We start from the raw sequence: 12,172 nt of genomic DNA on the forward strand, positions 1-12,172 counted from the left end.
GGGCCGGTCTTGATCCCGGATCTGCGCCGACGGTGGATCACCGACAGGATGCCATTTGCTGAACACAGCCGCCAGATCCTTCGTTCACTCACCACCTGGGCGCTGGCGTTGATTTCATCGGCGATGAACCGGTACCCGAACGCAGGGTCATCACGGTGGTGATCTATGGCGGCGTTGATCAGATGTGCTTCCTCCCAGTCCCGGGCCGAGATGGGGTTCGCGGCCCACAGATAGTAGGCCTGTCTGGAGAAGTTCAATACCCGGCAGGACACTGCAACAGGAACCCTGACAGGGGCGTCCTGGGCAGCTAATTCACGGACCAGCGGGTACATCATTTTTTTGGGTTGATGTCCCTGGATAAGTAGGCCACGGCACGGCGCATCACTTCCGCTTCCTGCTCCAATAACCGGATCCGCTTATTGGCCTCTCGGAGCTTCACGGAGTCATCGGACACGGCCCCGGGGTTCACCCCGTCTTCGCGGTCGGCGATTTTCAGCCAGCGGTGCAAAGCCGCAGGTGAGACACCGAAGTCCTTCGCGATCTGGGTAATGGGCGCTTCGCCCTTTCGGGCCACCGCGATAACGTCACGGCGGAACTCTTCAGGAAAGGCTTTAGGCATGATGAACATCCTTCCACCAGCAAGGATCAAATCCTCACAGGCAAAGTGTCAAGCAAACCTTCAGCAGTCCCTCAGCGCAAACTCCTGACCATCGTCACCGAGGCTGTACTGGAAACAACACTCGTCCGCGATATCGAGCAGCACAACGCCCACGGATACACTATTACCGACGCCCGCGGAAAGGGCAGCCGGGGTGTCCGCGGCGCTGGTTGGGAAGCAAGCAGCAACATCCGCATCGAAGTGCTCTGCGACGCATCAACAGCCGAAGGCCTCGCAGCCCACCTTCGCGATCACTACTACGCGGACTACGCAATGATCCTGTTTCTCAGCGATGTGGAAGTATTGCGACCCGCCAAGTTCTAAACCTTCCCTTCCTCCGCCGACCGCCCCATGGGCACCAAAACCGCGAGGAGCTCATCGACCTCGTGGCCGGCGTCAACCGGGTGCCGGAACGGCCTACCGGATACTACCGAATAGATATTTCGTCGGCCTTCCCGGGTCCGGGTGATGTAACCCGCCTCCACCAGATCAGCAGCAATCTTCTGCGCAGCACGCTCCGTCACCCCTACCGTGTCAGCCAAATCACGAAGCCGTATCTGGGGATCGCGGGCAATGGTGAGCAGCACGTGGGCATGGTTGGTCAGGAACGTCCAGCCGGCCCTACTGTCAACCACTTCAGTCTCCTTCGTTTCAAATCTTCGTTATCTCCCTTGGACATTAGCCGATTCACGAATTCTGGAACGCCTTTAGAACGGGAGGCATGCCATAAATCACCGGGTGTGTGAAGCTTCCCTACGTCCCCGCAACCCGCGCCGTTGGTCGCAAACTGCCGGCGGCGGGCACTTCAAGTTCGACATACGGCGCGAGAATCCCAGGAATCGATTGGTTCGCAGTAGATTCTTCATTGCCTCGCAACCGTACGGTTGCGAGACACCCTGGGCAAGCCGAGATTCAGGAATAGCACGAACGTTCCCGGTCCCCCGCGACTTTCACCATGCCCCTCCGGCTGAATCGTTCAGTATCGCGACTGGATACTAAACGCGATATTTTCGGTGCCCAGGATGGGTACAGCCGACAGCCGCGCCCTCGGCAGCCGGTAGTTGTTAGCTGACCTTTGGCTCGTCCTGAAGCTGTGTTTCCGACGGTACGACGAGAATCTCGGCGATACGTCGTCGGTCAAGGCTGGTGACCCGCAGGGTCGCGCCGTCCACTTCGACCGTGTCTCCTGGCGTTGCGAGTCGGCCTAAGCGCTCCAGCACAAAACCAGCCACGGTGTCCCACGTGCCCCGGGGTAGCTCGATACCGGTGGTCTCGGCGAAGTCCTGCAAGTTGAGCCGCCCGTCCACGACCCCGCCACCGTCCGTGAGTTTCACTGGTGCTGCGTCGGTGTCGTATTCATCGAAAATCTCACCGACGACCTCTTCGACCAGGTCCTCCAGCGTTACGATCCCGTCCGTGCCACCGTACTCGTCGATAACGACGGCGATGTGTGTGTTGCGGGCGCGGAGTTTGGTGAGGGTGGGCAGGACACGAGCGGTAGCAGGCAAGTACGGGATTGGTCTGAGAACCTGCGCTAGCGGACCGTTCGGGTCTTGCGCTGCGGCGTCGTAAAGGTCTCTCACATGGACAAAGCCTGTGATGTCGTCAATGGACTGATCTACCACGGGGTACCGGGAGAAGGGCAGTTCCTTGATGCGCTTGATTGCCTCTGCCACAGAATCGGCGCTGGTGATCGTGACTACTTCAGGACGGGGACGCATAACCTCGCTGATCTGCCGGTCGCGTAGCGAGAGCACGTCATCGAGGATGCGTCGTTCATCCTCGGGCAGCCCTTCGTGGCTCGTTACGATGTCTCGGAGCTCTTCCTCCGTCATCTCCTCACTGGTGCGGTGCGGGTCACCTCCGAGAAGCCGGACGATTGCGTTCGTCGATACAGACAGGAGCCAGATCACCGGCCGCATGAGCACCGCGAACCCATTGAGCACCGGTGCCGCCGCGTAAGCGAATTGTGCGTTGCGTTGAATTGCTAGGCGTTTCGGTGCGAGCTCACCAAGTACAAGGGACAGGTAGGCCACGATGAGGGTGAGCAGAATCGTGGCAAGAGTCAACGCGACCGGCTCGGCCAGTCCGAGCGACACAAACAACGGCGCCACCGACGGAGCGATCGACGAAGCGCCGTACGCGGCGGACGCGAACCCCGCAACCGTCACGCCGATCTGCACCGCGGACAGGAACCTGTTCGGGTTACGAGCCAGCGCAGCAACCTTCTCGCCGCGCTTCCCACGCTGGGCTATCGCGTTGACCTGGCTCTCACGTAACGTCACCAAAGCCATCTCGGTTGCTGCGAACACACCACCGATGAGAACGAACACCACGACCAACGCGATATTCAACCCCAATTCCCCGCTCATCGGGCCACCTCAAGAACAGGCAGCCTGCCCGGCCTCCGCCGGGCACCGGGTCTATCGCGGTCAGATGAGGATTCAGGGGAGCGTGTCATACCTCCACTCTAGGAAATGGCAACCCCACTGGTCGACTCGAACACCGACGGGGCAAGACGAGATCTCACCTTAACGTCCGGGATACCAGTGCCCTCCATCCTCCTCCTTGCAGAATAGGATGCGGCTCTAGGCCCCCGACAGTTCGTGATCACCTACGATCCTTCGACGTAAGAAAACCCCGCGTGTACCGCGACATCATAAGCGCGCCGGGGAATTTAGACGGTCGCGCATGCGTTAGGCTTCATGTATCAAGGGGAGTACTCCCGTCTGTGATCGGCCCGCCAATACGGATGCACTGAAGCATTCCGGGCCGTTCAGTTCCGGCTATGCCGGGCGGAGGAGACCTTGGCGCCTATGCCCGACGTCTATACCTTGGAGTACCGCCTCATGCAGGTCACGCCCCTGATCTGGTTCATCACCATTGCCGTGACGATCCTCTTCTTCGTCTATGAGTTCTTCGCCCACGTGCGCAAACCCCACGAACCGACCATCGGTGAATCCGCGCGATGGTCCGCGTTCTACATCGGCCTTGCCCTGCTGTTCGGCGTCGGTATCGGTGTCACCTCCGGCTGGACCTTCGGCGGCGAGTACTTCGCCGGCTACCTCACCGAGAAGGCCCTCTCGATCGACAACCTGTTCGTCTTCCTCATCGTGATGGCAGGCTTTGCCGTACCCAAGAAGTACCAGCAGAAGGTACTGATGATCGGGATCATCATCGCCCTGATCCTGCGCGGCGGCTTCATCGCCATCGGAGCGGCCCTGATCGAAAACTTCTCCTGGATCTTCTACATCTTCGGCGCGCTGCTCCTCGTCCTCGCCTACAAGCAGGCCTTCGGAAATCACGAGTCCAACCCGGCTAACGGTAAGTTCATGACCCTGGTGCGCCGGGTCCTGCCCGTCACCGACGAGTACCACCAGGACAAGCTCACCGTGGTGAAGGGCGGCAAGCGTTTCGTCACACCGATGCTGCTCACCATTGTTGCCATCGGCTTCGTGGACCTCATCTTCGCCGTCGACTCGATCCCCGCGATCTACGGCCTGACCAACGAGGCCTACATCGTCTTCACCGCCAACGCCTTCGCGTTGATGGGTCTGCGCCAATTGTTCTTCCTCATCGGAGGACTGCTCGAACGGCTGGTCTACCTCGCCCAGGGACTGGCGGTCATCCTCGGGTTCATCGGCGTGAAACTCGTCTTCCACGCCCTGCACGTCAACGAGCTGCCCTTCGTCAATGGCGGGGAACCGCTCCTCTGGGTTCCCGAGATTCCCATCTGGTTCTCGCTGCTCTTCATCGCTGCGACAATCGCCGTTGCCACCATCGCGAGCCTGCTCAAGACCCGCGGCGACGATACTCCAAAGGACGATCGCTCCCAGGTCGACGGCCAGGACGTCCTGACAGCCAAGGACGCTAACGCCAGCACAGTCAACGAATCCGAGAACACAACCACGGGATCTACAAAGTAGCCCACACCCCGGAAAGGAACTCCCGGTCACCTGTACCCGGTGGCCGGGAGTCCTTTCGTCACCACTCAGGTGACGAAAGGGTGCGAGCTACACGCGAAGGCGGACTTGATGCAGTTCTGGGCCACCGCCAGTGACTCCTTCCCAGCGAGAGGCGTGTGGATCGCAGCGATAAGTGGCGTGGTTCTTGCAGCGTTCGGTGGCCCACCAGCGCCGGTGTGCCGCTCAGTTAGTCAGGGCAGGGATGATCGCGCCGGAGAACACCTGCCAGGCTAGGGCGGTCTTGGCGATGAGGCTGAGGATTATGTACGCGCGTTCGCCGTACAGGTAGTCACGCCAGGGACCGACCTGCCGGTACTGGAGCAGCTGGTTGATGGCGAAAATGTTGAAGAACAGGAACAGCGAGATGATGATCCCGTAGACGAAGGCGGGCGGTTCCGCCGCGCTCGTAGATCCGATGGACAGGAAGTAGATCAAAATGGCGATCCAGGGCACGATCCCCGCCAGTGATCCGAGGATGAAGGGTAAGAAATTGCCGCTACCGGGCCTCTCATACTTCTCTTGAAGGGCGCCGAAGCCGATCATCGCCGCATTGACGGCGAACAGGCAGATGAGGGCTGCGATGTCGGTGATTCCGGTGGTTTGCGCGATGAGCCAGATCATCACGGACGAGCTTAGCGAGTACTCGACCCAGCGGAAGTAGTTGTGTTGGACCCTCAGGCCGGCTTCGTAGCGCGGAAAGAATGCCGGTGAGGCAACCGCGAAGTGGAAGAGGGCGGACAGTGCCACGAACACCACGACGCCGGCGCCCACGTTGACCGCGAAGAGTTCCACGCGCTCGGGCGGGAGCGGGAATCCGGGCGGTCCTGCCAGGTAGTCCGCGGTGACGGGAAACGTGACCTGGTTGTCGAGCATCGCCAGGATGATCGTGAAGATCACGGCCTGCAGGAGGTGCAGCGAGCCGGCTACGACGTTGATGCGTCGCAGTCGACGGAAGCTATGAGGGCTCACATCGCTCACGTCAGCCGGACTGATGTCTGAGTTTGAGCGGGCTGCACGGGTCATGGCACTCCTGATAAGAGCGAACCTAAATCGTCCGGGGCCATCAAGCTAACATTGACCATTCAGTGTGCCTAGGAATGCTTCGTCTCTCAGCAATTAGTCTTTCAGCAGTTCTGTTGCTCTAGGCCCAGGTCCAGGTCCAGGTCCAACCGCAGCATCGCATCGGATCGACCGCCCACCTCCGGCCAGTTGCAGCATGCTCCCGGTGGTCGCCAGGGCGAGTGGTTCATCTGAGTCCTCCAGTAAGAGAGCGTGGCGAAGAGCGGTTCCTCTCCAGCGTCGTCAAGGCAGTCGGCACAGCAGGACGCGAACGTCGTCGATAGAACCCTTCCCATAATGGGTGAACTGTGCTTCACTTGTCAGTACATGGAGGGGAGTATCCCCTGTCCGTTCGTCGTCACTACGAGGATCCCAGCATCCTCCGGCGGACAGGGCCGATTCCGCTCGGCCGGGAGAGACCTCCAGATGGTTCAACAACTAACTGGAAGGTGCTTATTCATGGACGTCCCGTTGTGGGTCTGGTTCGCCGTCATCGGCTTCATCCTGATTATGCTCGTCGTCGATCTCGTTGCCCACCGTAAAGCCCATGTGATCAGCGTCCGTGAGGCCGCGGCCTGGTCGGCTGTTTGGGTGTTCTTCGGCGTCGCGTTCGGCGCCATCGTGTGGCGGTTCTGGGGGGCCGAGTTCGGTCAGCAGTACTTCGCCGGCTACCTCATCGAGAAGTCCCTGGCCGTGGACAACGTCTTCGTCTGGGCCATCATCTTTACGTTCTTCGCCGTCCCCCGCGAGTACCAGCACCGGGTCCTGTTCTTCGGGGTCCTCGGCGCCCTGGTCTTCCGGGCGATCTTCATCGCCGCCGGATCCGCGATCATCGCCAGCGCCGGCTGGGTCCTCTACCTGTTCGCCGCGTTCCTGCTCTTCACCGGGTACCGGATGCTCATCCAGCGTAACGAACACATCGACCCCTCAAAATCCCGTGCCCTGAAACTCTTCCGCCGCTACGTGCCCATGACCGATGCCTTCCATGGCCAGCGGTTCCTCATCCGCAAGAACGGGATCCTGCTCGCCACCCCGCTTCTAGCGGTCCTGGTCCTGGTCGAAGTCACCGACATCGTTTTCGCCGTGGACTCCATTCCTGCGATCTTCGCCGTCACCGACGAGGTGTTCCTCGTCTTCACCGCCAACGCCTTCGCGATCCTGGGTCTGCGCGCCATGTACTTCCTCCTGGCCGACCTCATCCACCGCTTCGTGTACCTCAAGATCGGACTCGCGATCGTCCTGATCTGGGTGGGCATCAAGATGGCCCTGAAGATCGACCTCTACTACATCCCCACCACGATCTCCCTCGCCGTCATCACCACCATCCTCACCGTCTCCATCGCGGCCAGCCTCATCAAGACCCGCGGCCAGGGACGCCATGAACCACCTGCGCCCGCCGAAGCGCCCTTCCGCACCGCGGAACCCGAGGAACTGGCAGAACTCGAGCCCCTGTGGAAGCGAACCCGCCGGGAAACCACAGCCAAGGCCCCATCACCTGGCGCCTCGCGTGCCGCATCAGTCGATGCTGCGCCGGCACCTGACGCTGATCAGGATCCGGTGGACGATGCCGCACACAGCGGTGATCAAAGCACACCGGGTCGCTCCTCCAGCGGTGACCACTTCGACGCACCGCGCCACTAGCCACCGAGCTGTCGTCATCCCTCACTCGTAACAAAACCTGTCCAGGAAAGGAATCACAATGCCATCAGCGCCCACCAATCGACCCACCACACCAGTCGACCTGTACACCAGCCGCCGCACCGCCCGACGACACCCGTGGACGTTTCTCACCCAGCACGGGCATGTGTTGCTGGTCGTCGCGACGGACCCGCACCCCCTGGTCGAGAACATCGCCGCCACGGTCGGCATCAGCCCACGCAAGACACTGCAGATCCTGAAGGATCTGGAGGACACCGGGTACCTGTACCGGATGCGGGAGGGACGGCGCACCCGCTACACCATCGACCCACACAAGCACTTCCGCCACCCGGCGACCTCGCACAAGGAGATCGGTGCGCTCCTGGCGATCTTCACTCAATCGCCAGCCGATACACGCTATTAGGACCCCGGGCTACGACCAGAAGGAAACTCCTCATGAAACACCGCAGAACAGCCCTCCTCGGGTCCGGGCTCCTCCTTACAGGGGCGTTGCTGATCACCGGATGCGACGACACGCAAGTGCCGCAAGGACCGGGAGTCGAGGAGCAGGAAGACGCCGAAAACCAAGACGGCAGCCCCGACGGACAAGACGACGGACAAGACGACGGGCAGGACGAGGACAGTGACGAATAGCTCTGAGATCAGAAGCGGCGCAGTACCTCTGGCGCGCGCGAGGCCGACACCAGCAGAAGAGCAACCGTTAATGACGCCACCAGAGCAACGAGGTGCCCACGCCCATTCGTGGACTTTCCTGACGAACCACGGGCATGTCCTCATCGTGGTCGCTGGGGACCCGAGCGCCCTGGTCGATGACATAGCCGCACGGGTCGGGATCACCGGCAGGGCCACCTTGCACATCCTGAAGGACCTGGAGGACACGGGATACCTGCAGCGCATCAAGGAAGGACGGCGCACACGCTATGTCATCAACGCGCACCAGCACTTTCGCCACCCAGCGATCGCTCATCAGGAAGTCGACGCACTCCTATCGATCTTCGGATCAACCGCTACAACGACACGGAAGGACAGAACGTGAGAGCGCCCACCCGTACCCCCACCAGCATCAGGTCACTGCCGGCCGGTGTCCTGGCCCGACCTCACCGCAATGCCATGCATCGTCGGGAGATCCTTGTCTCCGAGGGGCAGGAAGCGGCGGACACGAGGATTGGAAAGAGGCCATGATCGACGGGGGCCGCCTGTTCCAGTCTGATCACCGATCACCAGAACGAGAATCAGGGCTGGGTGAAGCAGGCCAGGGCAACGCTGAGAGCATCGACGAGACTGTTGACACCGCTGCGGACGCCGCATTGCAGGTCATGGAACAGCGCATCAATGCTTTGGTTTCTACCGTCCCTACGCTCTTCCGCTACCCGCGCGGCGGTGGCGGACCATGATCATCGTTCTGACCGGAATCGACGGGGCGGGCAAGACGACGGCCGGGCAGATGCTCGCGCAGCAGCTTAGCGCGGCCGAGTATCCTGCGGTCTTCACCAAGAACAGTTCTGGGCGGCGGAGCATCACGGCCTGGTGTGGTAGGCGGAAAATCAAGCCCCCGGTGCGCCTGCTCGATACTGTCGAGACGAGTATCCGCTGCATTAACGTGCTCATCTCTCACCTGCGCGCCCGGCCAGGTAGCAGGGTCGTCATCATGGACCGATACCTGTACTGCCAGGCGGCATTGAGGCAAGCGAGGGGCCTGAAATCAGGCTGGTTCCTGCCCTTCCTGTCCAAGGCCCTGCCTACCCCCGACATCGTCTTCTACTTCGACGTGCCACCCGACATCGCCTACAGCAGGATCCGACGGCGGGCCGCGGACACCGAGACCCTCGAGCACCTCCACGCCTTCGACGAGGCCTACCGGGAGCTCGTAGAATTTCCGTCCTTCATCACCATCGACGCCAGCAACCCTGCCGGGCAACTCGTCGAGGCCATGCTGCAGGAACTCGGTGTGTGCGGTCTGGGGCTCCCCTCATGAGCACGCCCCGAAACGACGGCACAAGGGCCCCCATCAGGGCACCCCGCAGCCGATCGATGACAGGAAGCAACTTCGAGCTGATCGCATGGCTTTTCATGCGCTGGTCCGGCGCCCTCCTGGTCGTGCTGATCTTCGTGCACCTCTTCGTGAACCTCGTGCTCGGCGACGGGATCAACCAAATCGACTTCGCCTTCGTCGCCGGCAAATGGGCACACCCCTTCTGGCAATGGTTCGACCTGATCATGCTCTGGCTGGCCATGCTCCACGGCACCAACGGGCTTCGCGTCATCATCAACGACTACACCGACACCGCCCGGACACGCATGATGCTCAAAGCCGTGCTCTACACCTGCACCGCGGTCATCATCGCACTCGGTTCCCTGGTCATCTTCACCTTCGACCCCTGCCCCGTCGGAGCTTCCCCGAGCACGCTTCCCGCGCTGTGCTCGGCCGGACCACCCTAGAACTCTCACCGGCACAAGGTCTGGCCGTGCATGTCACGAAGCCGTAAACGATCACGGAAACCGCCGAAGGCAGCCGATCGGCAACCAAGTGACCGCTCGTGCCGCCAACACCGGTCGACTTCTCACCCAACTCGATGCTGAGGCCAACAACGACCGGTCCAATACACCTGTAAGGAGAAATCTGTCATGGCACTATCGGACGAAGAACGCTCCCGGTTCGAGGAGCTCGAACTGCGTTTCGCGATCGAGGATTCTGAGCGCGCCCCGCGCCTGCAACACCCAAATTTCCCGCACCCCCCACGACGTCGCAAAGCAGCGGTCATCATGATCGTCGTAGGGATGCTCACCGTGATCACCTCCATAGCACTGTCCGCCCCAGCTATAGGTGTCGCCGGTTTCGTCATCATGGTCGCCGGCGGCATCGTAGGAACACCACCGCCTCCACCAGAACAAAGGGACACATCACCGCCGGGTCCGACACGTCCGTCGGGTCCGCAGTCGAGTACGAAGCCCCTTTAAGAAGGTCGAGCTGGACGATACCTTCATGTCAGTACGCTGCCTGATCCGTCGCCGTCCGTACTGCTGGGAGCGACTCAGAACACAGGGTCCGACGCACGAACAGTAGACAGGCGAAACGCAGCACCTGCACTGCCACGGCCTGGAGTGAGCTTGGCCGGCGGCCCTAGCCACAATAGGTGAAGTTTGCTTTACTTATTGTAATGGAGGGAAGCATCCCCATATCCAGTTCGTTGTCGCAACGAGAGTCCCTGCACTCTTCGGCGGACAGGACTGCATGCTGCGGCTGGGATAGACCTCCAGCGGGTGCAGTAATTGACTGGAAGTAGGCTCGCGTGAACAGTTCTGACCGCACATGGACCGCCGCCACCTCAAGGGCCCAGCACCCGCGTTCACCTTTACCTGGCCCTTGGAATCGAGCTCACAATCATGCCTTGGTCGTAGCGCGGCGTGTAGGAGCCTTCCAAGCCCAGGTGAGAACAAGAGCTAAGTCTGCTGTAACGATCGGCGGTGTTGTAGTGCTCGGAATGACGTTGTGTGGGTGCTCGTTCACGAACCCAATTGGTACAGGGATGAAAGACTCCTCCAGTAACGGAGTGCACGAATCAAGCGGAAACGTCCGATTGCAGAACATTCTGATTGTTGGCGAGTCCGCCGAGGAGCCTGGGCGTGTTCTGGGCACCATCATCAACGATGGTAATAAGGACCTTATGCTCGAGATCACCGTGGCGGGAGAAGCCGAAAGGATGTTAGTCCGCGGCAGGAACTCGGTTCGTCTCGAGAGTGCGGGTCCGCTTATCTTTGAGCGAGCCGGCGCTGATGCAGGGTCAGTAGTGCCAATGACCGTCACTCACGCGGGCGGTTCCTTCACCGTACTGGTGCCTGTCCTTGATGACTCCCTACCGTACTACGCTCCCTATATGCCCTAACTCATCTGTCCTCAGACCTGTCGCACCCGCTGCGCTTCTACATCACTGCCTTTGGCAGGATTCTGGAGATCAACAGCGAGACCACGCGATATGCGTCCATCGCGTCTTCCACAACCCTTTCTGCACGGCAGACGACGCAGGGCGGGTTCCGGTGCACTGACGTTCGGCGATCGCGTCGACACACGCGTGACACCACACACGAGAGAGCGAAGCAGTTTGTGAACCAGGACCACCTGAAGAGGTCTACATATCGTTTTGTCCGGGATTCGGTCTATCAGCTTTTCCACCTGCGTTCGAAGCGGCCGCTCAGCAGGGAAGACGCCTCGGGCAGGATCACAGCTTTCGTGTACGGGGACATTCTGATCCTTGCTGCGCTTATCGCGTTGTACCCACAGGACCTACTCACCTTCAAAGCTCTGACCTACATCATCGGCACTGGCGCTTCAACCTTCATCGCACACGTGCTGGCCGAACACGTCGGAATCCGGGTAGCGGCACCCGACCAAGCAACCACGTCGCACCTCAAACGTGAGGCGTGGCATGCAGTACCGATAGCATCAGCCGCGGTCGGCCCCGCACTTCTCATGACCGCCGCACTGGTGGGCTGGATTGACCCGGAGTTTGCGCTGCAACTGGCAATCCTCATCACAGTCGTCCGACTGGGCAGCCTGGGATGGGTAGTAGCACATCTTCGAAGCGAACGGGTAGTTCCTCAGACCTTCATCCTGGGCTTGGCCCTGGCCGCACTATGCCTGGCAGCCGCCCTCCTCAAAGCTCTGGTCACCGGATAGTGGCGAAGCCATCGAAACTGCTGCGCACAGAGCCACGCGAAGGGCGTCCCTGTTGAGGCACCGAGGAATTCATTCATCCTGAGCCGCGGATCCAGATCTTTACGCTCATACGGAGCAATTCGCGGCCAGCGTCCGCGAACGACCGTCCATAAGACA

Annotated in this window: 15 protein-coding genes and 1 pseudogene; 11 read left to right on the forward strand and 5 right to left on the reverse strand. The window is 60.8% G+C overall.

The window, feature by feature from the left end; all coding sequences use genetic code 11:
* A pseudogene (locus B384_RS21165) lies at positions 1-619 on the reverse strand (IS3 family transposase); the annotation flags it as partial.
* Between the two features lie 45 nt (positions 620-664).
* Here B384_RS21165 and B384_RS0114000 point away from each other — a divergent pair.
* Complete coding sequence (locus tag B384_RS0114000; RefSeq protein WP_019483728.1) at positions 665-982, forward strand: P-II family nitrogen regulator; 318 nt, start codon at positions 665-667, stop codon at positions 980-982.
* Here the strand turns inward: B384_RS0114000 and B384_RS0114005 are convergent.
* Positions 979-1,293: a helix-turn-helix transcriptional regulator gene (locus B384_RS0114005; protein ID WP_019483729.1), complete on the reverse strand. Its 315-nt coding sequence runs from the start codon at positions 1,291-1,293 to the stop codon at positions 979-981. The two genes, B384_RS0114000 and B384_RS0114005, sit on opposite strands and share 4 nt — an antisense overlap.
* Before the next feature lie 429 nt (positions 1,294-1,722).
* Entirely contained in the window at positions 1,723-3,030 is a 1,308-nt protein-coding gene (locus B384_RS0114010) for a hemolysin family protein (protein WP_019483730.1), read from the reverse strand.
* 477 nt (positions 3,031-3,507) lie between these two features.
* Here B384_RS0114010 and B384_RS19000 point away from each other — a divergent pair, with 477 nt between their 5' ends.
* Complete coding sequence (locus B384_RS19000) at positions 3,508-4,584, forward strand: TerC family protein (protein ID WP_156809117.1); 1,077 nt, start codon at positions 3,508-3,510, stop codon at positions 4,582-4,584.
* Between the two features lie 222 nt (positions 4,585-4,806).
* On the opposite strand, the gene heR is transcribed toward B384_RS19000, so the two are convergent.
* On the reverse strand, positions 4,807-5,646 hold the full coding sequence (gene heR, locus B384_RS0114020) for a heliorhodopsin HeR (protein WP_019483732.1): 840 nt from the start codon (positions 5,644-5,646) through the stop codon (positions 4,807-4,809).
* 101 nt (positions 5,647-5,747) lie between these two features.
* Positions 5,748-5,873, reverse strand: coding sequence for a hypothetical protein (locus tag B384_RS21300; RefSeq protein WP_272942578.1), 126 nt, complete (start codon positions 5,871-5,873; stop codon positions 5,748-5,750).
* Positions 5,874-6,141: 268 nt separating this feature from the next.
* Here B384_RS21300 and B384_RS19005 point away from each other — a divergent pair, with 268 nt between their 5' ends.
* From B384_RS19005 to B384_RS0114070, 9 genes are all read left to right on the forward strand, one after another.
* Entirely contained in the window at positions 6,142-7,323 is a 1,182-nt protein-coding gene (locus tag B384_RS19005; RefSeq protein ID WP_019483733.1) for a TerC family protein, read from the forward strand.
* A 58-nt stretch (positions 7,324-7,381) separates the two neighbouring features.
* On the forward strand, positions 7,382-7,744 hold the full coding sequence (locus B384_RS0114030; RefSeq protein ID WP_019483734.1) for a helix-turn-helix transcriptional regulator: 363 nt from the start codon (positions 7,382-7,384) through the stop codon (positions 7,742-7,744).
* A gap of 32 nt (positions 7,745-7,776) precedes the next feature.
* The gene (locus B384_RS19790) at positions 7,777-7,974 is read left to right on the forward strand and encodes a hypothetical protein (protein ID WP_019483735.1); all 198 of its coding nucleotides are present in this window, start codon (positions 7,777-7,779) and stop codon (positions 7,972-7,974) included.
* 70 nt (positions 7,975-8,044) lie between these two features.
* Positions 8,045-8,377, forward strand: coding sequence for a helix-turn-helix transcriptional regulator (locus B384_RS0114040; protein WP_019483736.1), 333 nt, complete (start codon positions 8,045-8,047; stop codon positions 8,375-8,377).
* A gap of 142 nt (positions 8,378-8,519) precedes the next feature.
* Positions 8,520-8,735, forward strand: coding sequence for a hypothetical protein (locus B384_RS0114045; RefSeq protein WP_019483737.1), 216 nt, complete (start codon positions 8,520-8,522; stop codon positions 8,733-8,735).
* Positions 8,732-9,316, forward strand: a complete 585-nt coding sequence (locus tag B384_RS0114050; protein ID WP_019483738.1) for a dTMP kinase — start codon at positions 8,732-8,734, stop codon at positions 9,314-9,316. Before B384_RS0114045 ends, B384_RS0114050 begins: the two co-directional genes overlap by 4 nt.
* The gene (locus B384_RS0114055; protein WP_019483739.1) at positions 9,313-9,780 is read left to right on the forward strand and encodes a succinate dehydrogenase hydrophobic membrane anchor subunit; all 468 of its coding nucleotides are present in this window, start codon (positions 9,313-9,315) and stop codon (positions 9,778-9,780) included. Before B384_RS0114050 ends, B384_RS0114055 begins: the two co-directional genes overlap by 4 nt.
* A 186-nt stretch (positions 9,781-9,966) precedes the next feature.
* Positions 9,967-10,299 carry a DUF3040 domain-containing protein gene (locus B384_RS20265; protein WP_083850954.1) on the forward strand — a complete coding sequence of 111 codons (333 nt, stop codon included), beginning with the start codon at positions 9,967-9,969 and terminating at the stop codon, positions 10,297-10,299.
* A gap of 1,270 nt (positions 10,300-11,569) precedes the next feature.
* Entirely contained in the window at positions 11,570-12,016 is a 447-nt protein-coding gene (locus B384_RS0114070; RefSeq protein ID WP_237715320.1) for a hypothetical protein, read from the forward strand.
* Positions 12,017-12,172: the final 156 nt, after the last annotated feature.

The sequence above is a fragment of the Arthrobacter sp. TB 23 genome, assembly GCF_000294595.1.
Taxonomy (GTDB): Bacteria; Actinomycetota; Actinomycetes; order Actinomycetales; family Micrococcaceae; genus Arthrobacter_D.

Excerpts from the sequence above, each read along its gene's own strand:
- B384_RS19005 (WP_019483733.1), top strand. The coding sequence starts at position 6,142 with ATGGACGTCCCGTTGTGGGTCTGGTTCGCCGTCATCGGCTTCATCCTG.
- B384_RS0114010 (WP_019483730.1), bottom strand. The coding sequence starts at position 3,030 with ATGAGCGGGGAATTGGGGTTGAATATCGCGTTGGTCGTGGTGTTCGTT.
- B384_RS0114045 (WP_019483737.1), top strand. The coding sequence starts at position 8,520 with ATGATCGACGGGGGCCGCCTGTTCCAGTCTGATCACCGATCACCAGAA.
- B384_RS19790 (WP_019483735.1), top strand. The coding sequence starts at position 7,777 with ATGAAACACCGCAGAACAGCCCTCCTCGGGTCCGGGCTCCTCCTTACA.
- B384_RS20265 (WP_083850954.1), top strand. The coding sequence starts at position 9,967 with ATGGCACTATCGGACGAAGAACGCTCCCGGTTCGAGGAGCTCGAACTG.
- B384_RS0114030 (WP_019483734.1), top strand. The coding sequence starts at position 7,382 with ATGCCATCAGCGCCCACCAATCGACCCACCACACCAGTCGACCTGTAC.
- B384_RS19000 (WP_156809117.1), top strand. The coding sequence starts at position 3,508 with ATGCAGGTCACGCCCCTGATCTGGTTCATCACCATTGCCGTGACGATC.
- B384_RS0114055 (WP_019483739.1), top strand. The coding sequence starts at position 9,313 with ATGAGCACGCCCCGAAACGACGGCACAAGGGCCCCCATCAGGGCACCC.
- B384_RS0114050 (WP_019483738.1), top strand. The coding sequence starts at position 8,732 with ATGATCATCGTTCTGACCGGAATCGACGGGGCGGGCAAGACGACGGCC.
- B384_RS0114040 (WP_019483736.1), top strand. The coding sequence starts at position 8,045 with ATGACGCCACCAGAGCAACGAGGTGCCCACGCCCATTCGTGGACTTTC.
- B384_RS21300 (WP_272942578.1), bottom strand. The coding sequence starts at position 5,873 with ATGAACCACTCGCCCTGGCGACCACCGGGAGCATGCTGCAACTGGCCG.
- heR (WP_019483732.1), bottom strand. The coding sequence starts at position 5,646 with ATGACCCGTGCAGCCCGCTCAAACTCAGACATCAGTCCGGCTGACGTG.